Annotated in this window: 24 protein-coding genes and 6 tRNA genes; 13 read left to right on the top strand and 17 right to left on the bottom strand. The window is 53.5% G+C overall.

The features are described 5' to 3' along the window. Positions 1-71: 71 nt before the first annotated feature. Positions 72-833 carry a sulfate transporter CysZ gene (cysZ, locus tag G6Q29_RS13105; RefSeq protein ID WP_165465938.1) on the bottom strand — a complete coding sequence of 254 codons (762 nt, stop codon included), beginning with the start codon at positions 831-833 and terminating at the stop codon, positions 72-74. A 229-nt stretch (positions 834-1,062) separates the two neighbouring features. On the opposite strand from cysZ, the gene zipA reads away from it, so the two are divergent. The 3 genes from zipA (at position 1,063) to G6Q29_RS13090 (ending at position 4,347) form a co-directional block, all read left to right on the top strand. Then, positions 1,063-2,046, top strand: coding sequence for a cell division protein ZipA (gene zipA, locus G6Q29_RS13100; RefSeq protein ID WP_165465937.1), 984 nt, complete (start codon positions 1,063-1,065; stop codon positions 2,044-2,046). A 68-nt stretch (positions 2,047-2,114) separates the two neighbouring features. Beyond that, complete coding sequence (gene ligA / locus G6Q29_RS13095) at positions 2,115-4,130, top strand: NAD-dependent DNA ligase LigA (RefSeq protein WP_165465936.1); 2,016 nt, start codon at positions 2,115-2,117, stop codon at positions 4,128-4,130. A gap of 1 nt (position 4,131) precedes the next feature. After that, a complete protein-coding gene (locus G6Q29_RS13090; RefSeq protein ID WP_003861328.1) occupies positions 4,132-4,347 on the top strand; it encodes a DUF3820 family protein in 216 nt (71 codons plus the stop codon). On the opposite strand, the gene G6Q29_RS13085 is transcribed toward G6Q29_RS13090, so the two are convergent. Beyond that, on the bottom strand, positions 4,344-5,339 hold the full coding sequence (locus G6Q29_RS13085) for a bile acid:sodium symporter family protein (RefSeq protein ID WP_165465935.1): 996 nt from the start codon (positions 5,337-5,339) through the stop codon (positions 4,344-4,346). The two genes, G6Q29_RS13090 and G6Q29_RS13085, sit on opposite strands and share 4 nt — an antisense overlap. An 89-nt stretch (positions 5,340-5,428) precedes the next feature. Here G6Q29_RS13085 and G6Q29_RS13080 point away from each other — a divergent pair, with 89 nt between their 5' ends. Continuing rightward, positions 5,429-6,364 (top strand): LysR family transcriptional regulator, encoded by a 936-nt coding sequence (locus tag G6Q29_RS13080; protein ID WP_165465934.1) that lies wholly within the window; start codon positions 5,429-5,431, stop codon positions 6,362-6,364. Here the strand turns inward: G6Q29_RS13080 and G6Q29_RS13075 are convergent. From G6Q29_RS13075 to G6Q29_RS13055, 5 genes are all read right to left on the bottom strand, one after another. Next, complete coding sequence (locus G6Q29_RS13075; protein WP_165465933.1) at positions 6,361-6,702, bottom strand: FlxA-like family protein; 342 nt, start codon at positions 6,700-6,702, stop codon at positions 6,361-6,363. The genes G6Q29_RS13080 and G6Q29_RS13075 overlap by 4 nt on opposite strands. Positions 6,703-6,839: 137 nt before the next feature. Then, positions 6,840-6,915, bottom strand: a tRNA-Lys gene (locus G6Q29_RS13070). 4 nt (positions 6,916-6,919) lie between these two features. Then, a tRNA-Val gene (locus tag G6Q29_RS13065) sits at positions 6,920-6,995 on the bottom strand. A 29-nt stretch (positions 6,996-7,024) separates the two neighbouring features. After that, positions 7,025-7,100: transfer RNA gene (locus G6Q29_RS13060), tRNA-Val, on the bottom strand. A gap of 41 nt (positions 7,101-7,141) precedes the next feature. After that, a tRNA-Val gene (locus G6Q29_RS13055) sits at positions 7,142-7,217 on the bottom strand. A gap of 258 nt (positions 7,218-7,475) precedes the next feature. Between G6Q29_RS13055 and gltX the strand changes: the two genes are divergently transcribed. Beyond that, a complete protein-coding gene (gene gltX / locus G6Q29_RS13050; protein ID WP_165465932.1) occupies positions 7,476-8,891 on the top strand; it encodes a glutamate--tRNA ligase in 1,416 nt (471 codons plus the stop codon). A 51-nt stretch (positions 8,892-8,942) separates the two neighbouring features. Here gltX and G6Q29_RS13045 read toward each other — a convergent pair whose 3' ends face one another. Both G6Q29_RS13045 and G6Q29_RS13040 read right to left on the bottom strand, forming a co-directional pair. Next, positions 8,943-9,329 (bottom strand): YfeC-like transcriptional regulator, encoded by a 387-nt coding sequence (locus G6Q29_RS13045; RefSeq protein WP_165465931.1) that lies wholly within the window; start codon positions 9,327-9,329, stop codon positions 8,943-8,945. 1 nt (position 9,330) lies between these two features. Next, positions 9,331-9,693 (bottom strand): YfeC-like transcriptional regulator, encoded by a 363-nt coding sequence (locus G6Q29_RS13040; protein WP_165465930.1) that lies wholly within the window; start codon positions 9,691-9,693, stop codon positions 9,331-9,333. 217 nt (positions 9,694-9,910) lie between these two features. Here G6Q29_RS13040 and G6Q29_RS13035 point away from each other — a divergent pair. The 3 genes from G6Q29_RS13035 to G6Q29_RS13025 all read left to right on the top strand — a co-directional run bounded on the left by G6Q29_RS13035 (position 9,911) and on the right by G6Q29_RS13025 (position 12,504). Continuing rightward, positions 9,911-9,986, top strand: a tRNA-Ala gene (locus tag G6Q29_RS13035). A gap of 41 nt (positions 9,987-10,027) precedes the next feature. Then, positions 10,028-10,103 (top strand) — tRNA-Ala (locus tag G6Q29_RS13030). A 211-nt stretch (positions 10,104-10,314) separates the two neighbouring features. Continuing rightward, positions 10,315-12,504: a sensor domain-containing phosphodiesterase gene (locus G6Q29_RS13025; RefSeq protein WP_165465929.1), complete on the top strand. Its 2,190-nt coding sequence runs from the start codon at positions 10,315-10,317 to the stop codon at positions 12,502-12,504. A 42-nt stretch (positions 12,505-12,546) separates the two neighbouring features. Here G6Q29_RS13025 and nupC read toward each other — a convergent pair whose 3' ends face one another. Beyond that, the gene (gene nupC / locus G6Q29_RS13020; protein ID WP_003861341.1) at positions 12,547-13,734 is read right to left on the bottom strand and encodes a nucleoside permease NupC; all 1,188 of its coding nucleotides are present in this window, start codon (positions 13,732-13,734) and stop codon (positions 12,547-12,549) included. Between the two features lie 345 nt (positions 13,735-14,079). Here nupC and G6Q29_RS13015 point away from each other — a divergent pair, with 345 nt between their 5' ends. Continuing rightward, on the top strand, positions 14,080-15,318 hold the full coding sequence (locus tag G6Q29_RS13015; protein ID WP_165465928.1) for an Nramp family divalent metal transporter: 1,239 nt from the start codon (positions 14,080-14,082) through the stop codon (positions 15,316-15,318). A gap of 33 nt (positions 15,319-15,351) precedes the next feature. On the opposite strand, the gene G6Q29_RS13010 is transcribed toward G6Q29_RS13015, so the two are convergent. Continuing rightward, positions 15,352-15,699 carry a DUF2502 domain-containing protein gene (locus tag G6Q29_RS13010; RefSeq protein WP_165465927.1) on the bottom strand — a complete coding sequence of 116 codons (348 nt, stop codon included), beginning with the start codon at positions 15,697-15,699 and terminating at the stop codon, positions 15,352-15,354. A gap of 126 nt (positions 15,700-15,825) precedes the next feature. Continuing rightward, positions 15,826-16,824, bottom strand: a complete 999-nt coding sequence (mgrA, locus tag G6Q29_RS13005; RefSeq protein WP_165465926.1) for an L-glyceraldehyde 3-phosphate reductase — start codon at positions 16,822-16,824, stop codon at positions 15,826-15,828. A gap of 186 nt (positions 16,825-17,010) precedes the next feature. Here mgrA and ipdC point away from each other — a divergent pair, with 186 nt between their 5' ends. Further along, positions 17,011-18,669, top strand: coding sequence for an indolepyruvate decarboxylase (ipdC, locus tag G6Q29_RS13000; RefSeq protein ID WP_165465925.1), 1,659 nt, complete (start codon positions 17,011-17,013; stop codon positions 18,667-18,669). Here the strand turns inward: ipdC and G6Q29_RS12995 are convergent, their stop codons facing one another. Then, entirely contained in the window at positions 18,670-19,905 is a 1,236-nt protein-coding gene (locus G6Q29_RS12995) for an ion channel protein (protein WP_165465924.1), read from the bottom strand. 205 nt (positions 19,906-20,110) lie between these two features. Between G6Q29_RS12995 and glk the strand changes: the two genes are divergently transcribed. Continuing rightward, positions 20,111-21,076, top strand: a complete 966-nt coding sequence (gene glk / locus G6Q29_RS12990) for a glucokinase (protein ID WP_165465923.1) — start codon at positions 20,111-20,113, stop codon at positions 21,074-21,076. Between the two features lie 34 nt (positions 21,077-21,110). On the opposite strand, the gene G6Q29_RS12985 is transcribed toward glk, so the two are convergent. Together G6Q29_RS12985 and G6Q29_RS12980 are read right to left on the bottom strand one after the other, a co-directional pair. Continuing rightward, the gene (locus tag G6Q29_RS12985) at positions 21,111-21,842 is read right to left on the bottom strand and encodes a LytR/AlgR family response regulator transcription factor (protein WP_165465922.1); all 732 of its coding nucleotides are present in this window, start codon (positions 21,840-21,842) and stop codon (positions 21,111-21,113) included. Positions 21,843-21,855: 13 nt separating this feature from the next. Next, a complete protein-coding gene (locus G6Q29_RS12980) occupies positions 21,856-23,553 on the bottom strand; it encodes a LytS/YhcK type 5TM receptor domain-containing protein (protein WP_165465920.1) in 1,698 nt (565 codons plus the stop codon). Between the two features lie 29 nt (positions 23,554-23,582). Between G6Q29_RS12980 and G6Q29_RS12975 the strand changes: the two genes are divergently transcribed. Together G6Q29_RS12975 and alaC are read left to right on the top strand one after the other, a co-directional pair. Then, positions 23,583-23,762 carry a hypothetical protein gene (locus G6Q29_RS12975; RefSeq protein ID WP_165465773.1) on the top strand — a complete coding sequence of 60 codons (180 nt, stop codon included), beginning with the start codon at positions 23,583-23,585 and terminating at the stop codon, positions 23,760-23,762. Positions 23,763-23,939: 177 nt separating this feature from the next. Continuing rightward, positions 23,940-25,175, top strand: a complete 1,236-nt coding sequence (gene alaC / locus G6Q29_RS12970) for an alanine transaminase (RefSeq protein WP_165465918.1) — start codon at positions 23,940-23,942, stop codon at positions 25,173-25,175. A gap of 57 nt (positions 25,176-25,232) precedes the next feature. On the opposite strand, the gene ypdK is transcribed toward alaC, so the two are convergent. Beyond that, a complete protein-coding gene (ypdK, locus tag G6Q29_RS12965; RefSeq protein WP_099458937.1) occupies positions 25,233-25,304 on the bottom strand; it encodes a membrane protein YpdK in 72 nt (23 codons plus the stop codon). Between the two features lie 358 nt (positions 25,305-25,662). Next, positions 25,663-26,583 (bottom strand): kdo(2)-lipid IV(A) palmitoleoyltransferase, encoded by a 921-nt coding sequence (gene lpxP, locus G6Q29_RS12960; RefSeq protein ID WP_207309795.1) that lies wholly within the window; start codon positions 26,581-26,583, stop codon positions 25,663-25,665. Between the last annotated feature and the right edge of the window lie 229 nt (positions 26,584-26,812).

Here is a 26,812-nt window from a genome sequence, read left to right as displayed (position 1 = left end):
GCAAGGAAATAATGGGGATCAGTATGGAATAAGGGGCGGCATAAGCCACCCCTCTTTTACACATTTTTGCATTACTTCCATAGCGCGTGCTTAGCACGATAGCAGTCCACCCACATCGCTGTCGCTCCGCAAACGGCAACGGGCATGATGAACAAATTCAGGAAAGGGATCATGGTGAACAGGCTGGTAAGGGCACCAAACTGCATATTGGCAACCTTCTGAGTGCGCAGGGCAGTGCGCATCTCTTTAAACGGCACCTTGTGGTTATCGAACGGGTAGTCACAGTACTGAATAGCCAGCATCCAGGCGCTGAACAGGAACCACAGCACGGGCGCGACCGTCTGGCCGATCCCGGGTACAAAATAAAGGATAAGCAGCACAATCGCCCGCGGCAGGTACCAGGCGAACTTCTGCCATTCGCGCTTCATGATGCGGGGGATATCTTTCACGATCCCTACTACGCCTGTGTCAGGCGGCGCCGCACCGGTCAGGCGCGCTTCCAGCTGTTCGGCCAGCAGACCGTTGAACGGCGCGGCTATCCAGTTAGCTATTGTCGAAAAGAAATAACCGAAAACCAGCAGCACGGAAATGACCGCAATGGGCCAGAGCAAATAGTTCAGCCACTGTAACCAGTCCGGCACATAGCTCATCAGGGAAGGGATCCAGCTTTCCAGTCTGGTGAACAGCCACCAGAAGGCCCCGCCCATCAGAATAATGTTGATCAGCAACGGCAAAATAACGAAGCGTCGAATGCCCGGCAGGGAGACCAGTTTCCAGCCCTGAGAAAAGTACCAGATCCCGCTACGTGGGGGAGAAGAAGATGTTGAAACCATACCAGGCTGTACTCCTTTTTACACAACCAGTGGAATTGCCCGCCTATATTATCCAGTTACGGGCCAATGACCAGTTCGGAAATGTTCGAAAAACCAGCAAAAAGCACGATTTAGTTCATCTTTATGCTGTGAATGCTCTGCATACACTTGCACTTGACGTAAACGGCAAATACTCTTAGTGAGTAAATGTTTGCCGTGGTGGCAAGGTGTTAGAACAACAGAGAATATAATGATGCAGGATTTGCGTCTGATATTAATCATTGTTGGCGCGATCGCCATAATCGCTTTACTGGTACATGGTTTCTGGACCAGCCGTAAAGAGCGTTCTTCTATGTTTCGCGATCGTCCACTGAAGCGCATGAAGTCCAGTCGTGGCGAGGATGACGTTGAAGACGACATCGACGGTCTTGACGACGACGGCGTGGGTGAAGTTCGTGTTCATCGGGTCAATACTGCGCCCGGCGCAGCGCATGGAGAGCATGAAGCCCCGCGCGCTCCGCAGCACCAGTATCAACCGCCGTATGCCTCTGCCCAGCCGCGCCAGCCAGCGCCGCCGCCAGTGGAAGAACCTGTTCGTCATCCGCCGCAGCCGCCCGTGCAACAGCAGCCTGTTGCGCCTGTACAGCCACAGCCTGTGCAACAGCCTGTACAGCCGCAACCTGTGCAACAGCCAGCACAGCCAGTGCAGCAGCAGCCGCAGCCGCAGCCTGAACCGCCTGCGCCACAGCCCGCTCCGCACGCTGAGCCAGAGCCGGTTGCAGAGCCAGAACCGACTGTTGAAAAGCCGCAGCGTAAAGAAGCGGTAATTATTATGAACGTGGCTGCCCATCATGGCACCCATCTGAACGGTGACGTGTTGCTTAACAGCATCCAACAGGCAGGTTTTAAGTTCGGCGACATGAATATTTTCCATCGCCACCTGAGTCCTGACGGTAGCGGTCCGGCGCTGTTTAGCCTGGCCAATATGGTCAATCCAGGCACGTTTGACCCGGAAATGACCGGTGATTTCGTCACGCCGGGCGTTACGATCTTTATGCAGGTGCCGTCCTACGGTGACGAGCTGCAAAACTTTAAGCTGATGCTACAGTCCGCTCAGCACATCGCCGACGAAGTGGGCGGTGTGGTGCTCGACGATCAGCGTCGAATGATGACGCCGCAGAAACTGCGCGAGTATCAGGACCGCATCCGCGAAGTTAAGGAAGCGAACGCGTAATCGTCGCGTTAACTTCACCTCCTCCTCAACCCCCGCCTGTCGGGGGTTTTTCTCATTGATGGTGCGATATGGACTCAATCGAACAACAACTTACTGAACTGCGAACCACGCTTCGCCATCATGAATATCTCTATCATGTTATGGACGCACCGGAAGTGCCGGATGCGGAGTATGACCGCCTGATGCGCGAGCTGCGCGAGCTGGAAGCGCAGCACCCCGAACTCATCACGCCGGATTCTCCGACCCAGCGCGTCGGCGCGGAACCGCTGGGTGCTTTCAGCCAGGTGCGCCACGAAGTGCCGATGCTGTCGCTGGATAACGTGTTTGATGAAGAGAGCTTTCTGGCTTTCAACAAGCGTGTACAGGATCGCCTGAAAAGCGTCGACAATCTGAGCTGGTGCTGCGAGCTAAAGCTGGATGGTCTGGCCGTCAGTATTCTTTATGAGAACGGCGTTATGGTGCGTGCCGCAACGCGCGGTGACGGCACTACCGGGGAAGACATCACCGCCAATGTGCGCACTATTCGTGCGATCCCGCTGAAACTGCGTGGCGATAACATTCCCGCCCGGCTGGAAGTGCGCGGGGAAGTGTTCCTTCCGCAGGCGGGCTTCGAGAAGATCAACGAAGAAGCGCGTCGTACCGGCGGGAAAGTGTTTGCTAACCCGCGTAACGCGGCGGCAGGTTCGCTGCGTCAGCTCGATCCGCGTATCACCGCGAAGCGACCGCTTACTTTCTTCTGTTACGGCGTCGGGATCCTGGAAGGCGGTGACCTGCCAGATACCCACCTGGGTCGTTTAATGCAGTTCAAAGCGTGGGGATTACCGGTAAGCAACCGCGTGCAGCTCTGCGACTCTCCGGAGGCGGTGCTGGCGTTCTATCACAAGGTTGAAGAAGATCGTCCCACGCTCGGGTTTGATATTGACGGCGTGGTGATCAAGGTTAACTCCCTGGCGTTGCAGGAACAGTTAGGATTTGTGGCCCGTGCGCCGCGCTGGGCGGTGGCCTTTAAGTTCCCGGCGCAGGAGCAGATGACCTTCGTTCGCGACGTGGAGTTTCAGGTAGGGCGTACGGGGGCGATTACGCCTGTGGCGCGTCTTGAACCTGTGCAGGTGGCTGGCGTACTGGTAAGTAACGCCACGCTGCATAACGCTGATGAAATTGCGCGTCTGGGGCTGCGCATAGGTGACAAAGTGGTGATTCGCCGCGCGGGCGATGTGATCCCGCAGGTGGTTAACGTTGTGGAATCAGAACGTCCTGCCGATACCCGTGCCATCGAGTTTCCAGCCCACTGTCCGGTATGTGGTTCGGACGTTGAGCGCGTGGAAGGTGAAGCGGTAACGCGCTGTACGGGCGGGTTAATCTGCGGCGCGCAGCGTAAAGAGTCCCTGAAGCACTTCGTCTCCCGCCGGGCGATGGACGTCGACGGCATGGGCGATAAGATTATCGATCAGCTGGTTGAGAAAGAGTACGTCCATACGCCAGCGGACCTCTTTACCCTGACGGCAGGTAAGCTGACCGGTCTTGATCGTATGGGGCCGAAATCTGCCCAGAACATCGTCAACGCGCTCGAGGCGGCCAAAAACACCACCTTTGCCCGTTTCCTTTACGCGCTCGGCATTCGTGAAGTCGGCGAGGCGACGGCGGCAGGGCTGGCGGCCTATTTCGGCACGCTGGACGCGCTGGAGAAAGCCACTATCGACGAGCTACAGAAAGTTCCTGATGTTGGCATTGTGGTCGCCACCCACGTCTTTAACTTCTTTGCCGAAGAGAGCAACCGTGAAGTCATCGGCAAGCTGCTGGAAGAGGGCATCAAATGGCCTGCGCCGGTAGTGGTTAATGCCGAAGAGATCGACAGCCCGTTTGCCGGTAAAACGGTGGTGTTGACCGGCAGCCTGAGCCAGCTTTCGCGCGATGACGCGAAGGCTCGCCTGGTGGCGCTGGGGGCGAAAGTGGCGGGCAGCGTATCGAAGAAAACCGATCTGGTGATTGCCGGGGAGGCGGCCGGTTCGAAGCTGGCCAAAGCGCAGGAGCTTGGTATCGAAGTGATCGACGAAGCGGAAATGATGCGCCTGTTAGGAGAGTGACGTGGAAAAAGAGCAGCTCGTTGAGATCGCCAATACGGAGATGCCGTTCGGTAAATATAAGGGTCGCAGGCTGATTGATTTACCGGAAGAGTATTTGCTGTGGTTTGCCCGTAAGGATGAGTTCCCCGCCGGGCGTCTGGGCGAGCTGATGGCTATTACGTTACTGATCAAAACTGAGGGGCTAACCCAGCTGGTTCAGCCCCTGAAACGTCCTTAAACTTTCGCGGCGCGGGTCTCTTCCTGCGCCAGCTTTTCCGTCTGCGCCTTGTAACGCCGCGCCAGTACCGCACACACCATCAGCTGGATCTGATGGAAAATCATCAGCGGTAACACCATCATCCCAATGACGGACGTCGGGAACAGAATATTGGCCATCGGGATCCCGTTGGCGAGGCTCTTTTTCGAACCGCAAAACACAATGGTAATTTCATCGGCCTTATTGAAGCCGCATTTGCGGGCCACAAAGACGTTAACCACGATGACAATGGCCAGCAGAACGATGCTTACCACCACGATAAACAGCAGCGATCCTGCACCCACCCTGTGCCAGATGCCGTTCACGACGGCTTCGCTGAAGGCCGTGTAAACCACCAGCAGAATTGAGCTTTGGTCCGTTTTCCCGATCCATTTTTTATGTTTCGCCACAAACGCTCCAATCCAGGGACGGGATAAGTGTCCGAGCACAAACGGCAGCAGCAGTTGCAGACAAATTTTACCCACCTGCTCCAGACTGCCTTCCGCCCCGTGCATGTTCATCAGCAGACCAACCAGCAGTGGTGAAACAAAGATCCCTAGCAGGCTGGAAGCGGAAGCAGAACAGACCGCCGCCGCGACGTTACCGCCCGCCAGCGAGGTAAAGGCAATTGCCGACTGCACGGTGGCCGGCAAAATGCACAGATAGAGGAAACCGGTATACAGCGCCGGATCGACATTCACCGGTGCCCACCAGGCAAACAGCACGCCCAGTATCGGGAAGAGGATAAAGGTGCTGCACATTACCCACAGGTGGAGACGCCAGTGGCTACCGCCTGCAATAATGGCTTCCCGGGAGAGTTTGGCGCCATGCATAAAGAACAGCAGGGCAATGGCTGCCGTGGTCAGTCCCTCAATAACCGGAACGAAACCGCCCCGCGCCGGGAAGAACGAGGCCAGCAAGACGACGCCAATCAGGGTCAGCGTAAACGGATCAAGAATACGAAAAAGTTTCATAATCACTCCTGAAAACAGATGCCGCTATTGTGCTTACTTCCCTTTGAGAAATAAAATTGATTTATTGCATCCATTCATGAATTAAACAGATGAATTATTCGTTACGTCAGCTTCGCGTTTTTGTCACCGTCGCGCAGGCCCGCAGCTTTAGCCGGGCAGGGGAGATGATTGGCCTCAGCCAGTCGGCCGTCAGTCACAGCGTGAAAGAGCTGGAAATGCAAACCGGCGTGAAGTTGCTCGACCGTACGACGCGAGAAGTGGTGCTCACCGAAGCGGGACAGCAGCTGGCAACGCGTCTGGAAAGACTGCTGGATGAACTGAATAGTACGCTGAGGGATGTGGGGCGGCTTGGGCAACAGCTTTCCGGCACCGTGAGAGTGGCGGCGAGCCAGACGATTTCGGCGCATCTTATTCCCCAGTGCATCGCAGAAAGTAACCACCGCTATCCGGATATCGATTTTGTTTTGCACGACAGGCCGCAGCAGTGGGTACTGGAGAGTATTCGTCAGGGGGATGTGGATTTCGGGATAGTGATTGATCCCGGCGCGGTGAGCGACCTGGAATGTGAAGTGGTGCTCTCGGAGCCTTTTTTATTGCTCTGCCGCGATGATGATCCTCTGGCACCGCTGCCACAGGTGAGCTGGCAAGCCTTGCAGGGAGCAAACCTGGTTCTACAGGATTATGCATCGGGCAGCCGCCCGCTGATTGATGCCGCACTTGATGCTCAGGGCGTTAAGGCAACCATTGTGCAGGAGATAGGCCATCCTGCCACGCTCTTCCCCATGGTCGAGGCAGGCATTGGGATCAGCGTGCTGCCGGCGCTGGCGCTGCCATTGCCGCAGGGAAGTCGTTTAACGGTGAAGCGTTTCGTACCCTGTGTCGAGCGCCAGCTGATGCTGGTACGCCGTAAAAACAGGTCACTTTCCGGCGCGGCGCATGCCTGCTGGGATGTGGTGCGTATGCAGGCCAAACGTTTGATGGAGGCCCGCACACGCGATCCACTCTTTAACGAAACCAATATTTAGATGTAGATATTAATCTGATGATCCGCGGAGGGCTTATTGATGCCTTCCGCGGCCGCCTGACCTTTTTCCTGTTTTGGCATCGCCTCTTCGGCCTGCTGACGCTGCAATTGCGCCAGCTGTGCCTGCAACATAGCCAGCTGAGATTCGAGTAATTCTTGCTGCTTTTGTTTTTCTTCTGCTGTGGCATCACTCAGGGCCACTTCTTTGAGCTGCTGAGTGACTTTCGTTATCTGTTTGGTCAGACGGGTGATTTGGGAAGCAATGTCGTTTCCACCGGAGCTGTTATCTACGCTGCCGATTTCCATCGCCGACAGAGAAACGGGCTTAAGAGTTGTCATATTGAGATCCTTTTCGCCATAAAATAGAGGTATCGGCAAAGAAGGCGTGAGCTTGAGTAAAACAAGCGGTCTGGCTGCAATGGGAATTTGCTATATCGCAGATAGCAAAAAAGCGCCTTTAGGGCGCTTTTTTACATTGGTGGGTCGTGCAGGATTCGAACCTGCGACCAATTGATTAAAAGTCAACTGCTCTACCAACTGAGCTAACGACCCGAAATGGTGGGCGATGACGGGCTCGAACCGCCGACCCCCTCCGTGTAAAGGAGATGCTCTACCAACTGAGCTAATCGCCCATTTCGGAAATGCTGCGATAAGGTGAGAATGGTGGGCGATGACGGGCTCGAACCGCCGACCCCCTCCGTGTAAAGGAGATGCTCTACCAACTGAGCTAATCGCCCAATCTCAATTCTTATCTACACTGCGAGTCTACCGAAGTAGATGGTGGGTGATGACGGGCTCGAACCGCCGACCCCCTCCGTGTAAAGGAGATGCTCTACCAACTGAGCTAATCACCCCCGCTGTGTGGAGTCGCATTATAGGGAGAGTTGAAAATGAGTCAACGCATTTTCTAAAGTTTTTATTCGTTCGTCGTAAAATTAGTCAAAACGATCGCAAAATGGACTGTGGTGCATGATTTCCAAACAAAAACAGCAATCTCGAACCAGATAAAGTGATCGACATTGAGGAATCGGCCCACAGTGATAGAATATTCCCCATTGTTTTCTTCCCAGGATTTGCCGATTACCGGCATCTTTATAACGTAAGGCCATTTCATGAAAATCAAAACTCGCTTCGCGCCGAGCCCGACAGGCTATCTGCATGTCGGTGGTGCACGTACCGCTCTCTATTCCTGGCTTTTCGCACGTCACAACAAAGGTGAGTTTGTGCTGCGTATTGAAGACACCGATCTGGAGCGCTCAACGCCGGAAGCAATTGAAGCCATTATGGATGGGATGAACTGGCTGAATCTGGAGTGGGACGAAGGTCCATACTTCCAGACGAAACGTTTTGACCGCTATAACGCCGTCATTGACGAGATGCTGGTCGCAGGCACGGCCTATAAGTGCTACTGCTCCAGGGAGCGTCTGGATGCGCTGCGCGAAGAGCAAATGGCAAAAGGCGAAAAACCGCGTTATGACGGTCGTTGCCGCCATGACCACAGCGAGCATGCTGCTGATGAGCCTTGCGTAGTGCGTTTTGCTAACCCACAGGATGGCTCGGTTATCTTTGATGACCAAATCCGTGGCCCTATCGAATTCAGCAACCAGGAGCTGGATGACCTCATCATTCGTCGTACTGACGGGTCGCCAACCTATAACTTCTGCGTGGTTGTGGACGACTGGGATATGGAAATCACTCACGTGATCCGTGGTGAAGACCATATCAATAACACCCCGCGTCAGATCAACATTCTGAAAGCGCTGAACGCGCCTGTACCGGTGTATGCGCATGTATCGATGATCAACGGTGACGACGGTAAAAAACTGTCCAAACGTCATGGCGCGGTGAGCGTGATGCAGTACCGTGACGACGGCTATCTGCCGGAAGCGCTGCTGAATTACCTGGTACGTCTGGGCTGGGCTCATGGTGACCAGGAGATCTTCAGCCGTGAAGAGATGATCGAGCTGTTCTCTCTGAACTCGGTGAGCAAATCAGCCAGCGCGTTCAACACTGACAAACTGCTGTGGCTGAACCATCACTACATCAATACCATGCAGCCAGAATATGTTGCGACCTATCTGCAATGGCACATTGAGCAGGCAAACATTGATACCCGTACGGGCCCGGAACTGGCAGATCTGGTTAAGCTGCTTGGCGAGCGTTGCAAAACGTTGAAAGAGATCGCTGAGAGCTGCCGCTACTTTTATGAAGAGTTTGATGCGTTCGACGCCGATGCAGCCAAGAAGCACCTACGTCCGGTAGCGCGTCAGCCGCTGGAAGTGGTGCGTGACAAACTTGAAGCCCTTACCGAATGGACGGCAGAAAATATTCACCACGCAATTCAGGCTACCGCTGATGAGCTGGAAATTGGCATGGGTAAGGTCGGTATGCCGCTGCGCGTTGCGGTGACGGGGGCAGGCCAGTCACCGGCGCTGGACGTGACCGTTCATGCCATCGGCAAATCACGTAGCGTTGCGCGTATCAACAAAGCGCTGGGCTTTATTGCTGAGCGTGAAAGCCAGCAGTAATGCTCGTGTAATACAAATAACGGCAGGGTAACCTGCCGTTTTTTATGCCTGTTAATCAACAATACCAAGACGCGTGAGAAAGCCCTGCAAACCTTCACGAGCGAGTAACTTGTGCAAACGTTCCTGTTCGACAGTCGTCATGTTTTCCAGCGAGTCGATAATTTGTGGAAGCAGGCTGGATGAGGTTGCCACGCCGTAGTGGGAAGGGCTTTCCGCCACATGGTAAACAGCCCGACGGTTACGAATGGCGGGAAGACTAATGATGTGCTCCTTAACGTGCGCATCAATACATATCACCCTCGCTCTTCCGCCTTTTACACCGTTGATACCCTCCGTTTTCCATCCTTTTTGTCGTATCCAGCGATTAACGGTTTGTCGGGCGACGCCCAGACTGTCCGCCAGCTCTTCCGTGGTCATTTTGCTGCGTAATCTTTTCATATTAATTCTGGTCGCGAATTCCTAGACGTTTTAACAAACCGGTAATCCCTTCCCGCAGTAACAGCGATGTCATCTGCTGTTGTTCTTCCGGCGTCATTTCATTCGCCAGCGTCAGGAGCAGGGCGTGAAGTGAACCTTCGTGGTATGCCTTATCTGGCATTTCCGGCGACTCTGTTGCCCTGCGTGCGCTGCGAATAAAGTCGCGCACTTTTTCATTGACGTGTACCAGACGCGCCTTGCCACCCTGAACGCCAGGCTTTGGCGATGTAATCCAACCCTCTTTGCGTACCCATTTATTGATGGTCTGTCGGCTATAGCCAGTCAGCAGGGCTAACTCTTCTGGCGTCATTCGTTCCTTGATCATACAATTTCCTGAATATCTGTGGGGTTAATTAGTGGTTCATTTTATAGCACCGTTTTAGGTGAAAACGTGACAAGCTTAACTCCTGGCTGCGAGCAGGCTCGCAAAGTGTTTCATTTGCATGATTTTTCGGCGATTGAAAGGAGGAGGCTGAATTTGCCGTTGACACTTTGCGGCGGAATTCATATTATGCCGCCCGTCAACATGACAGCTTTACGACGGGGCTATAGCTCAGCTGGGAGAGCGCCTGCATGGCATGCAGGAGGTCAGCGGTTCGATCCCGCTTAGCTCCACCAAACTCTGAACCCAACAGAGGGCGGTAAGTAAAGTAACATGTGGGGCTATAGCTCAGCTGGGAGAGCGCTTGCATGGCATGCAAGAGGTCAGCGGTTCGATCCCGCTTAGCTCCACCAAAATTTAAACCCTCGTCGTAAGACGGGGGTTTTTTTATATCTTGTAAAATCTTTAGGCTGTTTTTGTTGCAATTAACGTCATTTTCTATACCTCACCTCAATCCAAATCAATAAACATGTCTATAAATAGACCTGAACTTGATTCGTAGAATTAATAAACCTATTATCCATCCGGTCAATGAGGCGATGGTAAAATAGATTAATCGGATTAATGAATAGAAAAGTTTACAATAATGTAAAAATATTTATGATTGCCCTGGCGCTAAGCCTGATTGCAATTCCTTTTTCTCGTTATATCTCTCCACATGCCCTCGTCAGCGGAAATGATGTTTATTTAGCGTGGTTGCCCTTAAGCGCCATGCTTGCCATCGTGTTGTTATTTGGACGACAGGCTATCATTCCATTGTTATTAGCATTTAGTGTTACTAATATTTATAACCTTGATTTAGCACCGCTACAATATGCCGTCTTATTATGTTGTCAGACGTTTTCCGTCTTCGCAGCCTGTGGCGTCATCCGTCTGGTGCTGGGAAAACGCTGGCGGCACAGCATGCCGAATAAGTACATTGGCATCTGTATTTTCTGGCTCGGATTTATGGTGCCTGTGGGCATCAAATTATCAATGTACCTGGCTGGCTATTTATTTGATTTCCCGGTGACGATCTCCTCTTATTTCGGCGAAGGCTCTGCAATTTATAACGTTATCGATATTCAGAGCCTGATTTGTGCCGCCCTGATTTTTACCATGATGTTCTATTATCCGTTAAGAATGATTATTAATCCTCGCTATGCGCGAACATTCTGGCGGCGAAGCGTGAAGCCCCTTTTTTGTAACAAAAAAGCGTTATTTACCGCTGTGTGGCTGATGCTGTTGGTCTCGATGATCGCTATTTTATGTGCACCTTTTGAGTCGCAGGTTATTGCCGGTTATTTGATGCCGATCGTCTTTATTCTGTTTACCCTGGGTATTGGTCGTCTGAGCTATGCGCTCATCTCTTTACTCTGGGCGGCGTCGGCGCTCATGTTGTTGACCTATAATTATAACTTTCTCAATGGCGTTGAATCGGGCCATTCGCTCTCCTTTATCCTGTCAGTGCTCATCTCTTTCGCTATCTGCCTGCTTTACATGTCGCGGATCTACCAGAAAAGTGAATGGCTGAAACAGGGGTGGCAGGAGAGGGCGCTCACCGATCCGCTCACCGGTCTGCCTAACATTCGTGCGCTGGAAGTGTTTCTAGAGCATCATCCTGAGGCCAAAGTCTGCTGCCTGCGCCTGGATAATCTGGAATTTCTGAGCCGTCACTACGGCATCCTCATGCGCGTGCACTGTAAAAAGATGGTCACCGCGTCGCTGCAACCGTTATTGCAAAAAGACGAGAAGCTCTTCCAGTTGCCAGGCAGTGAGCTGGTGGTGGTCTTGCTGGGGCCGGGAACGGCCGAGCGCCTGCAATATATGGTTGACCATCTGAACAGCCGTAAGATTATCTGGAATAAAACTGAGCTCGACATTGAGTTTGGTGCCTCCTGGGGGGAAGTGCCGGATGGAGAAAGTTTGCATCACACGCTGGGTCAGTTGAGCTGGCTGTCCGAGCAATCCTGTGCCGGGCATAACGTGCTGGCGTTAACCAACAGTCTGGATGATGTTTCCGGTCAGACGACGGACAGGGTGCTGATGCTGGCCCGCATAAAACGCGCCCTTGATAGCGGCAGGCTTCACCTTTACGCCCAACCAATCCATAACGCGCGCGGGGAAGGGTATTTTGAAATCCTCTCAAGACTGGAAAGCGATGGCGAGATGGTCACGCCTGACCGCTTTATTCCGCTGATTGCTCAGTTCAACCTGAGCCACCGATTTGACCTGAACGTGGTGGAAAAATTGCTGATGTGGATGTGTAGCCATCCGTCCGAACGTGCCGGAACGCGATTCTCGGTAAATCTGATGCCGCTGACGCTGATGCAAAATGAGATCGCGGCTGAAATCATTGCGCTGTTTGAACGCTACGCCGTTGCGCCGGAAGACATCGTGATTGAGATCACCGAGGAACAGGCTTTCTCTGACTCGGGAAGCAGCATTAGCAATATTCAGCAGCTACGGGATTACGGATTCCGCATTGCTATCGATGACTTTGGTACCGGCTATGCCAACTTTGAGCGCCTGAAGCGACTGGAAGCCGATATCATTAAAATTGATGGCAGCTTCGTGAAAGATATCTGCACCGACAGCATGGATGCGATGATCGTGCAATCCATTTGCAACATGGCAAAAACGAAATCGCTTTGTGTGGTGGCTGAATATGTGGAATCGGCTGAACAACGCGAGATGTTGCTGCGATTCGGTGTGGACTATTTGCAGGGCTATTTGATTGGCAAACCACTGCCCCTGACGGCACTGGAGGCATAAAAAAACCGGGAGCGATAACTCCCGGTTTTTTCGCGGTATGAATTACAGAACCAGTGCTGCGATAGAAGCAGACAGGACGCTCACCAGCGTTGAACCGTAAACCAGCTTCAGGCCAAAGCGAGAAACGACGTTACCTTGCTCTTCGTTGAGGCCTTTAATTGCGCCAGCAATAATACCGATCGAAGAGAAGTTCGCGAAGGAGACCAGGAAGACGGACAGGATCCCTTCCGCACGCGGGGAGAGTGTGCTGGCAATCTTCTGGAGATCCATCATCGCCACGAACTCATTGGAAACCAGTTTCGTTGCCATGATACTGCCCACCTGCAACGCTTCGTGAGCGGGCACACCCATCACCCACGCGACCGGGTAGAAGATGTAGCCCAGGATCCCCTGGAAGGAGATACCGAGTACGGCCGCAAACAGGGCGTTCAGCGCAGCGATCAGCGCGATAAAGCCAATCAGCATCGCGGCCACAATAATCGCAACCTTGAAACCCGCCAGAATGTATTCACCCAGCATTTCAAAGAAGCTCTGTCCTTCATGCAGGTTTGACATCTGAATGTTCTCTTCGCTGGCATCAACACGGTATGGGTTAATCAGCGAAAGAACGATAAAGGTGCTGAACATGTTCAGAACCAGCGCCGCAACCACATATTTTGGTTCCAGCATGGTCATATACGCGCCCACGATTGACATGGAAACGGTAGACATAGCGGTCGCCGCCATGGTGTACATGCGGTTACGGGACATCTTGCCGAGGATATCTTTATACGCAATGAAGTTCTCAGACTGACCCAGGATCAGGGAGCTGACTGCGTTAAAGGATTCCAGCTTGCCCATGCCGTTAACTTTCGATAACAGGAAGCCGATCGCACGGATAACCACCGGCAAAACGCGGATGTGCTGGAGGATACCGATCAGGGCAGAGATGAAGACGATAGGGCAGAGTACTTTCAGGAAGAAGAAGGCCAGACCCTGATCGTTCATGCTGCCAAAAACGAAGTTTGTCCCTTCGTTGGCAAATCCGAGCAGTTTTTCGAACATTTCGGAGAAGCCTTTCACGAAGCCGAGGCCTACGTTGGAGTTCAGGAAGAACCACGCAAGTAAAACTTCAATGACCAGCAGTTGGACAACATAGCGAATACGAATTTTTTTGCGGTCTGTGCTGACCAGCAATGCAAGTGCAGTAACGACAACGAGTGCCAGGACAAAATGAAGGACGCGGTCCATATTTGCTCCAAATATGAGGCAGGTTTAATTTCCGTGCACATTCTATGTAACAAGCACAAAGAAAACGAGATCAAGCCCACACTATAGTTACATCCTGTGACGAGTCTCAAAAATAGTGATCAACAAGACATTTTTGTTATGTTAGGTAAATGAGTGAAAAGTTAAGTTTGTGTGCTACGCTTCACAAATGTCCGCGCATTTTCACATTCTGTGACCTTGCTCCACCTGCCTGTCTATCGTTCCTGGCTATCAGAGAAATCATGTTAACCATTACAAATGAACTTGATAAGCATTCTCATTTTGGTAGCATAAAACATAGCACAGGCTATATTTCCAGAGGCAGAAATGACGAATAGTCGCGTAGAGAGTAGCAGCGGCAGAGCGGCACGCAAGCTGCGGTTCGCATTAATGGGACCTGCATTCATTGCCGCGATTGGCTACATCGATCCGGGTAATTTTGCGACCAATATTCAGGCCGGAGCCAGTTTCGGCTATAAACTGCTGTGGGTTGTGGTATGGGCCAATCTGATGGCGATGCTGATTCAGATGCTCTCCGCGAAGCTGGGTATTGCCACCGGGAAAAACCTGGCGGAGCAAATCCGCGATCGCTATCCGCGACCGGCAGTGTGGTTTTACTGGGTTCAGGCGGAAATTATCGCCATGGCTACCGATCTCGCCGAATTTATCGGGGCGGCAATCGGCTTTAAGCTTATCCTGGGCGTCTCCCTGCTTCAGGGGGCGGTGCTGACCGGTATCGCCACTTTCCTGATTCTGATGCTCCAGCGGCGGGGACAAAAACCGCTGGAGAAAGTCATCGGCGGCCTGCTGCTGTTCGTCGCTGCCGCCTATATTGTTGAGCTGATTTTCTCCCAGCCGAATCTGGCGCAGTTGACGAAAGGGATGGTGATCCCGTCGTTACCCACTTCTGAAGCCGTTTTTCTGGCTGCCGGGGTGCTGGGGGCGACCATTATGCCGCACGTCATTTATCTGCACTCTTCATTAACCCAGAATCTGCATGGCGGGACGAGTAAAGAGCGCTACTCCGCCTCAAAATGGGATGTGGCGATCGCGATGACCATTGCCGGATTTGTGAACCTGGCGATGATGGCGACCGCCGCCGCTGCGTTCCATTTTAACGGGCATACGGGGGTTGCCGATCTCGACCAGGCTTACCTGACGCTGGAGCCGCTGCTGAGCCATGCCGCTGCCACTATTTTCGGTTTAAGTCTGGTTGCTGCCGGTCTCTCGTCTACGGTTGTGGGGACGCTGGCCGGGCAGGTGGTGATGCAGGGGTTCGTACGTTTCCATATTCCGCTGTGGGTCCGCCGCTCGGTAACCATGCTGCCTTCCTTTATTGTGATCCTGATGGGGCTGGATCCGACCCGCATTCTGGTGATGAGTCAGGTGCTGCTGAGTTTCGGAATTGCGCTGGCGCTGGTGCCGCTGCTGATCTTCACCAGCAACAAATCGCTGATGGGCGATCTGGTAAATTCAACGTGGGTGAAGCGCGCCGGTTGGGCCATTGTGGTCGTGGTGGTGGCGTTAAACTTGTGGTTGCTGATAGGCACAGCCGCAGGCCTGTAAAAGAAAAAGGAGCCGGAAGGCTCCTTTTTGTTGTTAATGATGATGGCCGTGACCGTGGCCTCTGCCTTTACCATGACCCCAGCCGCCACGGCGGTCGTCACGATCGTTCCAGCCTTCGCGGTAGCCGCGTTCGTAAGCCTTACGCTTATCCCAGCCACGGTGATAGCCGTTATCGTGTTTCCACCAGCGGTTTTGACGCCATTCATAATGGCGGTGCCAGTAGTCACGGTCGCGCCAGTAGCCACCGTCCCAGTATCTGCCGTAGTCATCACGATCGCCAATTTGTAATTTAATCGATGGCAACAGGGTGATTTCGCCCGCAGTGGCAACCAGCGGGGCCGAAGCCAGTAATACCGCTGCAAGAATCAGTGACCTGAACATACTCTTCTCCTTCACGATCGGGGCCGCTGTGCGACCTGTTAACGCAATTTTACGAGTTGGTAAACATTCGTTTCATCGCCTCAACTCCTAAATCATGGGTGAGAGCACTTTTTGCTAAAAGTGATGTCAATTTGAGCTGGACAGGATCGCGTCTATCGTCTTCAGCTCCTCTGCGGAGAACCGACAATATTTAAGCATGCCCGCTGCATCATCTATTTGCCCGGTTTTGCTTGCGCCGATGAGCACGGATGTCACCGCATCGTGGCGCAGGATCCAGGCCAGCGCCATTTGCGAAAGTTTTTGCCCCCGTTTTTCCGCCAGCGTATTCAGCTTGCGCACCTTTTCCAGGTTTTTGTCGGTGATCTGCTCCGGATTCAGAAACTTACTGCCGCTTGCTGCGCGAGAATCCGCCGGGATGCCGTTCAGATAGCGATCGGTCAACTGTCCACCTGCCAGCGGGGAGAAGGGGATGCATCCCACCCCTTTTTGCTGCAACACGTCCAGCAAACCCTCTTCTGGCGCACGTTCAAACATGGAGTACTTCGGCTGGTGGATGAGACAGGGTGTGCCCAAATCCTCGAGTATCTCAATCGCCTGCCGTGCCACTTCTGCCGGGTAGTTGGACAGACCGATGTACAGCGCTTTGCCCTGACGGACCACATGGTCAAGCGCTTTCATGGTTTCACGAAGCGGCGTTTGTGGATCGGGGCGGTGGTGATAGAAAATATCAACGTACTCCAGTCCCATACGCTTGAGGCTTTGATCCAGGCTGGAAATCAGATATTTACGGGAGCCCCAGTCGCCGTAAGGCCCGTCCCACATGGTGTAGCCCGCTTTGGTGGAGATGATCAGCTCATCGCGCCAGGGAAGGAAATCTTCCTGCAAAATGCGCCCGAAATTACGTTCTGCCGAACCAGGAGGCGGGCCGTAATTATTGGCAAGGTCAAAATGCGTAATACCCAAATCGAAAGCGCGCTGTAAAAGTTGACGGCTATTTTCGAGCAGCGTCGCGTCACCAAAATTGTGCCATAGCCCCAGCGAGATAGCGGGAAGCTTGAGACCGCTGTGCCCACAGCGGCGATATTGCATTGTCTGATAACGATTTTTGTCAGGCTGATAACCCATTGGCGAGACCTCTGGCGCTGGAAAGAAAGGTCAGTGTATACGTTTACACTGACCTGAAAAAAGTGAGCATAGCTCAGCTTTTTTCGTAAAGCATTCTTTCCAGACCCTCATTGTCGTCAATTCTGGACACGCTTCACGCTTATTTAATACTCAGAGTGAGGTCAACGTCAGAAGGACACTTATAATATGCGTACCCCCTATTGCGTCGCCGATTACCTGCTGGACCGACTAACAGATTGTGGTGCCGATCATCTGTTTGGCGTGCCGGGCGACTATAACCTGCAATTTCTCGACCATGTGATCGACAGCCCGGACATCTGCTGGGTGGGCTGTGCCAATGAACTGAACGCGTCTTACGCCGCAGACGGCTACGCCCGCTGTAAGGGCTTTGCCGCGCTCCTGACGACATTCGGCGTTGGAGAGTTAAGCGCCATGAACGGTGTGGCGGGCAGCTTTGCCGAACATGTTCCCGTGCTTCATATTGTTGGAGCGCCGGGTATGGCGGCGCAGCAGCGAGGAGAGTTATTGCACCATACGCTGGGCGACGGCGAGTTCCGCCATTTCTATCATATGAGCGAACCCATCACCGTTGCACAGGCGGTGCTTACCGAACAAAACGCCTGCTATGAAATTGACAGAGTCCTGACCACTATGCTGCGGGAGCGCCGTCCGGGCTACCTGATGCTGCCCGCGGATGTGGCAAAAAAGGCCGCTACCCCCCCTGTAAGCGCTCTCACCGTTAACCCCGCACCGGCCGATTCAGCCTGCTTGCAGGCGTTCCGTGAGGCTGCCGAAAAGCGCTTGTCCACGAGCAAACGCACCGCGCTGTTAGCGGACTTCCTCGTACTCCGCCATGGTCTGCGCGCGGCCCTTCAGACGTGGGTGAAAGAGGTGCCGATGGCACACGCCACCATGCTGATGGGCAAGGGCATTTTTGACGAACGACAGAGCGGTTTTTATGGCACCTACAGCGGATCGGCGAGTGCTGCGCCGGTCAAAAAGGCAATCGAGGGGGCTGATACGGTGCTGTGCATTGGCACGCGCTTTACCGATACGCTCACTGCCGGATTTACCCACCAGCTGACGCCAGACCAGACGATAGAGGTTCAGCCCCACGCGTCACGCGTCGGTGACGTCTGGTTTACGGGTATCCCAATGAGGGAGGCCATTGAAACGCTGTCAGCGCTGTGTAAAACCTATGTTCGTGATACGCGAGCGCCATTGGATCACAGCGGCTTTTCGTTCCCGACTATCGAAGGGGCGCTGACGCAGGAGAGCTTCTGGCGTACCCTGCAAACGTTTATCCGCCCCGGGGACATTATTCTGGCTGACCAGGGGACGTCTGCTTTTGGCGCTATCGATCTGCGTTTACCGGCGGACGTGAACTTTATCGTCCAGCCGCTGTGGGGATCGATTGGCTACACGCTGGCGGCGGCGTTTGGCGCGCAAACGGCGTGTCCGAACCGACGCGTGATTGTCCTGACGGGTGACGGCGCCGCGCAGTTGACCATTCAGGAGCTGGGATCGATGCTGCGCGACAAGCAGCGCCCGATTATTCTGGTGCTTAACAACGAAGGATACACGGTGGAAAGGGCCATCCACGGGCCGGAGCAGCGCTATAACGATATTGCCCTCTGGAACTGGACGCAGATCCCGCAGGCGCTGAGCCTGGCGCCTCAGGCAGAGTGCTGGCAGGTCAACGAAGCGGAAGCGCTGGCGGAGGTGCTGGATAAAGTGGCACACCATGAGCGGCTTTCGCTGATCGAGGTGATGCTGCCGAAAGCCGATATTCCGCCGCTGTTGAGCGCGCTGACCAAAGCGCTGGAGGCGCGCAATAACGCCTGATTACCTGTCGTTTCGCCATCCCATCAGCATCGGTTTGCCCGCCAGCATGAGCCAGGCGGGCAACATCACGATACAGAGCAGCGGCAGAAGCGTGGTATCCGGCACGACAACAGCCGCCATAAACAGGCTCAGCCACGCATCGCGCGTGACCACCAGTACCAGCCCCAGAATGGAACAGGAGATGGTAATCGCCGCAGGGACAGCGTCAACGTGCTCATGCAGCATCAGCCCCAGCGCGACGCCAACAAATACCGCCGGGAAGATACGACCTCCCCGAAAACCACAGGCCGCCGCGACCACCAGCGCCGCCAGTTTTACCAGCGCGAACAGCAGATAATCGGAGACGCTAAAGACCTGGCTGAAGGCCAGCTGCTGCATCTCGTCCAGACCCTTAAACAGCGTAACCGTCCCGCCGATGGCGCCTAAAACGCCCAGAATAAAACCACCCATGCCAAGAATCAGCACCGGATGCTTCAGCCTGTGCATCAGGCGATGCAGGCGAGGGAGACACCACACCGCGACCATCCCCAGCGCAATGGCGATCGCGACGACGACGGCGCCGCTGAAAATATCGGTGAGTTGCATCTGGCCGTAGTGGGGAATGGGGAGTGAAAAATGGGGATGGAAAAACAGGCTGGTGGTGAGGGCTCCCGCAGCGGCAGCCATTAGCGGCGCGAAAAGTTTATCCCACAGCGGCACCTCATGATCGCTGCTGAGGGTTTGCGAAAAAATGAGCGCAGCCGCGACGGGTGTGCCAAACAGCGCCCCAATGGTGCCTGCTGACGCGAGGATCGTCCAGTCCAGCGCGCCAACGCGCGGGAAAAGACGCGCCCCCAGAAAGACTGCAAGCGCGATATTAACCGCCATAATGGGATGTTCAGGCCCGAGGCTCACGCCGCCCGCAAGACCGATAATCAGCGCGATAATAAGCCCCGGCAGAGCAGAGGGAGAGACAGGTGCGCCAATCAAGGGTTCCAGTGCCGGGTCCGGTCCGGCATGACCGGGGGTGTAGCGGATAACCAGCCCTACGGCAATCCCGGTCAGGGTCAGCATCATCATGATCCAGCCCGGCGAGTCAAGGCTGATACCGAGTTTTACCGGAAGCGCGGTCCACAAAATCGTTTGCAGCACCGCAGCCACTTTCATGACGACGATGAGCACCAGGCTCGACGCCACGCCAATAATCAGCGCCGGGACAGCCAATAACAGCATGGTTCTGGCTCGGGGATGGAGCATGATGATTTCCTTGTACAAAACGGCTTAACGTTACTTTGCACAATCAGCATTGTGGCCATAGTGCAAAAGGGGCTGAAACGGTAAAGTTATTATGTGACGAAGATCGATAATCCATGGGCAGTCACCTTCTGGTCGTTGTTGTTATCACGCCTTGAATTTACAGTGTCCCAAAGATTTATTCTGACTTTAGCGGAGCAGTAGAAGAATGACAAAGTATGCTTTGGTAGGTGATGTAGGCGGCACCAACGCGCGCCTTGCCCTGTGCGATGTGAACAGCGGTGAAATTTCTCAGGCGAAAACCTATTCAGGGCTGGATTACCCAAGCCTGGAAGCGGTGGTTCGCGTCTATCTGGAAGAGCAGAAAGTGAGCGTGGAAGACGGTTGTATCGCCATCGCCTGTCCGATCACCGGCGACTGGGTGGCGATGACCAACCACACGTGGGCCTTCTCAATTGCCGAAATGCGGAAAAACCTCGGCTTCTCGCACCTTGAAATTATCAACGATTTCACTGCGGTTTCCATGGCTATTCCGATGCTTAAACCAGAGCATCTGATTCAGTTCGGCGGCACAGCTCCGGTTGAAGGCAAACCGATTGCCGTTTACGGTGCCGGAACCGGTCTGGGGGTGGCGCACCTGGTCCACGTCGACAAACGCTGGGTCAGCCTGCCGGGCGAAGGCGGTCACGTGGATTTTGCGCCGAACAGCGAAGAAGAGGGCATTATTCTTGAGGAGCTACGCGCCGAGATTGGCCACGTGTCTGCCGAGCGCGTGCTTTCTGGTCCGGGTCTGGTGAACTTGTATCGGGCGATTGTGAAATCAGACGGTCGTCTGCCGGAAAATCTGCAACCTAAAGATGTGACCGAACGCGCGCTGGCCGACAGCTGTATTGACTGCCGCCGTGCGCTGTCGCTGTTCTGCGTCATCATGGGGCGTTTCGGCGGCAACCTGGCGCTGAACCTTGGCACCTTTGGTGGGGTCTATATTGCGGGCGGGATCGTGCCGCGCTTCCTCGATTTCTTTACCGCCTCCGGCTTCCGTGGTGGCTTCGAAGACAAAGGCCGCTTCAGGAGCTATGTCCAGGACATTCCTGTTTACCTGATTGTCCACGACAACCCAGGCTTACTGGGGTCCGGCGCGCATCTGCGTCAGGTACTTGGTCAGATCCTCTGACCTCATTCCCCTCTCCTGCGGGAGAGGGAACGCGCTACAGGTGCATGAGCTGGCGGAACTCTTTCACTCTGCTGCGGCTTACCGGCACCTGAAAATCCAGATCCTTCAGCCGCAAAATATAGGTGTTGTTAAACCAGGGTTCGATTTCGCGGATCTTGTTCAGGTTGACGCAGAACGAGCGGTGGCAGCGGAAGAAGCGGGCGGCCGGGAGTTTATTGCAGAATTCAGTGATGTTCATCGCCATAACGTAGGATTCACGCCGCGTATAGACAAACGTCATTTTTTCATGCGCTTCGGCATAGTAAATATCGTCGACAGGCGTGACGATGATCCGTTCGTCCTTCACCAGATTAATCGTGTCGTTTTCCCGCGCTACCGGGCTGGCACTTGCGGGTAATGCCTGCTGCTGCCACGCGGCTTCCAGCTTATGCAGCATGCTGATAATACGCGACTCCTGGTACGGCTTAAGAATATAGTCAAACGCCTCAAGCTCGAAGGCCTCCACGGCATGCTCTTTCCACGCGGTGACAAACACAATAAACGGCTTGTGGGCGAACTGATTGATATTTTGCGCCAGCAGGACGCCGTCCAGCGACGGAATATTAATATCGAGGAATATCGCGTCGACCCGGTTATGCTGTAAAAATTTCAGCACGTCCAGACCATCCTCAAAACAGCCTACAATCTCCATCTGGCTGTGGGTTTTGATAAGCCAGCTCAACTCCTGTTGAGCCAGAAATTCATCTTCTACGATGATGACTTTCATCTGTTACTCCGGCCTACGGCAACAAGGATATGGGGGCATTCACGGGCGTTCGCTCATTAGGAACATAAAAAGCAATCTCGGTGCCCGGCTCAAGGCGGTGAATATGCAGCCCGTCACCGTACAGCAGCCTGACCCGGTGATGCACGTTCAGCAGTCCGATCTTGTTGCCCGGCATTTCGTTTGATTTGACGCGCTCGATGACTTTCGGATCGATGCCGTGTCCGGTATCGCGCACGGCGATACGCACGCGGTTACCGCTTTCCGTCACGCTAATTGTTACCACGCCTTTGCCTTTACACGGCTGAATACCGTGAACAATGGCGTTTTCCACCAGAGGCTGGATCAGCAGGCTTGGGATCACGCAGTTGACCTCTTCATCAATATCGTAAATGACCGTCAGCTTATCGCCAAAGCGAGCCTGTTCAATCGCGATGTAATCCTTGATCTGATACAGCTCTTTTTTGATGTCGATCTGCTCGTCGTCTTTTAACTCAATGTTGTAGCGCAGATAGCGCGACAGATTAAAAATCAGCTGCCGGGCGGTGTCCGGATTCAGACGGATAGAGGACGAAATAGCGTTGAGCGCGTTAAACAGAAAATGGGGATTGATTTTGCTTTGCAGGGCACGCAGCTCTGCCTTATTTGCCATCTCGCGCAGTTGCTCCGCACGCGAAACTTCGAGTTGAGTGGAGATGATCTGCGACAGGCCAATCGCCATTTCCTGGAGGGAGGAGGTGATTTGGTGCGCATGGCAGTAGTAAATTTTCAGCGTCCCCGTGACCACGCCTTTTTCCCACAGCGGGATCACCAGCATTGAGTGGATCTCTGGCGTTCGATGGGCTTCATCATTGTTTTTAATGATGATTTTTCCGTAGTTAATCGCCTGTCTGGTGGTCGGGCTGATGGTGTCGTCGCTGTCGCGATAATTGTGCTCACCGACGCCAACGTAAGCCAGCACGTGGTCAATATTGGTGATGGCGACCGCATCGGCGTGAATGTCCCGGCGGATGATATCGCAAACCTGACGTAAAGATTCGGCGTTAACGTGCCGGAAAAGCGGCAGCGTCTTGTTGGCAATATCCAGCGCCAGCTTGGCCTGACGCGCGGCGCTGGCCTCCTTTTCGCCCTCCACGCTTTGTACCAGCAGCACGATAAAACCGATACAAACGCTTCCGAGTATCATTGGAATACCGATTTTCGAGACGATATCCAGCCCCAGCGCGACGGTGGGCGCCCAGACGATAACCAGGATCATGGTCAGCGTTTCGCAGATCATCCCCGCGATAATCCCCGCACGCCAGTGCTGCTTTTTCGGGATTTTGCGGTTTATCCAGCCTGAGAGCAGCCCGGCAATAATGCTGGTGATAAAGCAGGGGACTGCCGTCACGCCGCCAATATCAATCAGGTATCGATGGGTGCCGGCGATAACGCCTGTGATAATCCCGACCCAGGGGCCAAAAAGGATCCCGCCCGACATGACGGCGATGATGCGCACGTTCACCAGCGAGCCTTCTACCGGCACGCCGGACCAGGTGCTGAACAGGGCAAACATCGAAAAGATAAACGTGACGGCCAGCAGCTCTTTTGGCGAATGGGCAGATTTATGCAAAAGTTCGCGGAACAAACGGATGCGGATGAGGAAAAAAAGACAGATCAGCATTAATGCCGCGCGGTCGAACACCGCCAGGAGCATATTGAAGATTTCGTGCACGGTCAGGCCTGGGCAAACGGGAAAAATCTATGATAGAAAACATGAAGCCTGATGACCAGCTATCCATCAGATTTATCAAATGGGGAAAAACCATAGTTCTCAAAGGGGATTGTTGGCTTTTGACTGAAAGCCAGTGCTTTTCCGTTTGGGAAGAAACGTCAGGTAACGATACTGAAAACATTGTGTTAAATCGTAGCGCTAAAAACTAACTGTTCGCGATAAGAGTTCCGCTTTTCACTGCTATCGCATTCCCTTTTTAGCGCAAAATATTGTTTTGTTGTAATCCTCTCGACAGCGTCTTTTTCTTCAGGTTATTTTCTAAGCACGCCACACGGGTGGCAGCGTCGCTCGGACGGTCCGGGCGCTAACGTGACTCTGAGGAATCTATGGCTGAATTCAGTCCTGAACGCCGTTTTACGCGTATCGATCGTCTCCCCCCTTATGTTTTCAATATCACCGCTGAACTGAAAATGGCTGCGCGTCGGCGCGGCGAAGACATTATTGATTTCAGTATGGGTAACCCTGACGGCCCAACGCCGCCGCATATCGTTGAGAAGCTCTGTACGGTTGCTCAGCGTCCTGATACGCATGGTTATTCAACCTCACGCGGCATTCCCCGGTTACGTCGGGCGATCTCCCGCTGGTATCAGGATCGTTATCAGGTGGATATCGACCCTGAAAGTGAAGCGATTGTAACCATTGGCTCCAAAGAGGGGCTCGCCCACCTGATGCTGGCGACGCTGGATCACGGTGATACCGTGCTGGTGCCGAATCCGAGCTACCCGATCCACATTTATGGGGCGGTGATTGCCGGCGCGCAGGTTCGCTCTGTCCCCCTGGTGGAAGGCGTCGACTTCTTTAACGAGCTGGAACGGGCGATTCGTGAAAGCTATCCGAAGCCGAAAATGATGATCCTGGGTTTCCCGTCAAACCCAACGGCACAATGCGTCGAGCTCGAATTTTTTGAAAAAGTGGTCGCGCTGGCTAAGCGTTACGATGTGCTGGTGGTACACGATCTCGCCTACGCCGATATCGTTTATGATGGCTGGAAAGCGCCGTCTATTATGCAGGTGCCGGGTGCACGTGATGTGGCGGTTGAGTTTTTCACCCTGTCGAAAAGCTACAACATGGCGGGCTGGCGAATTGGTTTTATGGTGGGAAACAAAACGCTGGTGAGCGCCCTGGCGCGCATCAAAAGTTACCATGATTATGGCACCTTTACGCCGTTACAGGTCGCTGCCATCGCCGCGCTGGAAGGGGATCAGCAGTGCGTGCTTGATATTGCCGCCCAGTACAAACGTCGCCGTGATGTACTGGTAAAAGGGCTTCATGAAGCGGGCTGGATGGTGGAAATGCCTAAAGCCTCCATGTACGTCTGGGCGAAAATCCCCGAGCCGTATGCAGCGATGGGGTCTCTGGAATTTGCCAAAAAACTGCTTCAGGACGCGAAGGTTTGCGTCTCTCCAGGCATTGGCTTTGGTGACTACGGTGATACGCACGTGCGTTTCGCGCTGATCGAAAACAGCGACCGTATCCGTCAGGCTGTGCGGGGGATTAAAAGCATGTTCCGCGCGGATGGCCTGCTTACAGCGAAAGGCGTCACGGAACACCCCGAGTCGTAACGGACACTAAAAAAACAGGCGCCATCGGCGCCTGTTTTTTTGACTGCATTTTCTTAACTAGATCATCAGAGCAAACGTTCCGGCCCAAACTAAAACAATAACCGAAATGCCCATAAAGAAATATTTCACGTTTCATCGCTCCGCGTATCTTCCGGTACGCATTAAAAAAACAGAGTCCAACTGAGTATAGAGAGTTGAAATCATGCGAAAGGGGAAATAGGAATTATCCCGTTACGTCGCTAACTTCATCTCTGAATTCTGTGCTTTCCTGTCGCCAGACGGCGCTAATGTACGCCTAAATTTCAGGGGTGACAAGAGGCATTTTTTTAAATAATTTCCTATACTTACGAGTGTCGTGGAACGGCGACAGTTTGATTTCGGTACGCAATAAATGGCTGTTGAGCGACGGTCGAAAAAAGCCGTTACGCAGTGCGATTACAGGTATTTGAAAAGGTTAGTTTCTTAGCGAAACTAACCTCTGAAGGGGTTAGATATAGAGCGAGGCTTCGCCCAGTGGACGCGTTTTAAAGCGGCGGTGCATCCATAAATACTGCTCAGGTGCGCGCATAATCTCAAACTCAATGACCTTATTGATAAAGGTCGCGGCGTCACTCTCATCTTCAGGATAGTTCGCCATCTCTGGGGAGATGTGCAGTCGATAGCCTGATTTATCCGCTTTTCTGACCATGGTAACCGTTAACATGGCGGCGCCTGAGAGACGTGAAATCACAAAGGTACCGTTCGTCGTAGCGACATCTTTAACCGCAAAGAAAGGAGCAAAGCTGCTGCCTTTAGGGCCGTAATCCTGATCCGGTGCAAACCAGACGGCTTCACCTTTTTTCAGTGCGCCAACCATACCGCGTAGATTGTTACGGCTGATCATCGCCTTATTTGAACGCATGCGACCCCGCGTTTGTACCCATTCCATCAGCGCGCTGTTATGCGGGCGATAGGTTGCCATCATTGGCTGACAAAGGCCCATAACGCGGCCGCCCAGCTCAAGCGACATAAAATGCACGCCCACAACCATCACGCCGCGGTTTTGCATCTGGGCACGTTTCAGGTTATCCAGACCTTCCACGTCAAACCATTTACGGACACGCTCGTCAGGCCAGAACCAGGCCATACCGGTTTCAAGCAGCGCCATACCGATAGATTTAAAGTTTTCCGCAATCAGCGTTTCGCGCTGCTGCGCATTGTAATGCGGAAAGCAAAGTTCGAGATTTTTTCGGGCAATGGACTCACGACGCTTAAGGAAGTGACGCGATGCGCTGCCGAGCCTGGAGCCCAGGAAACGGATTACGGGATAAGGAAGTTGAACCAGCAGCCAAAGTACGCCAAGGCCGAACCATGTAAACCAGTAGCGCGGGTGCAGAAACGCCCGCTGAAATTTGGATTGAGACAAAATAGTGGAACCTATGTGAAGCCTGTGAAGGTAGCGCAGACTTCGCGATACCACGTGCCATTGAGACCGTAGGACGAGGTCATGGTTGCAGGCTTTACCGTTCTTTACGACGTTGCCTGGCCATTGCTGACTTGGGTGGGCGGCATAATGTAGCACCGTTATACATTATGAGCTATCACTCGTTTTTGATTAAAAAAGCGACATTTGCGGAGTGGGTTGATTTTGCTCATTT

The sequence above is a fragment of the Enterobacter cloacae genome (genome assembly GCF_011078175.1).
GTDB classification, from domain to species: domain Bacteria; phylum Pseudomonadota; class Gammaproteobacteria; order Enterobacterales; family Enterobacteriaceae; genus Enterobacter; species Enterobacter cloacae_Q.
Note: the sequence above shows the minus strand (reverse complement) of the source record. Positions and strands in the feature narration are given on the sequence as shown.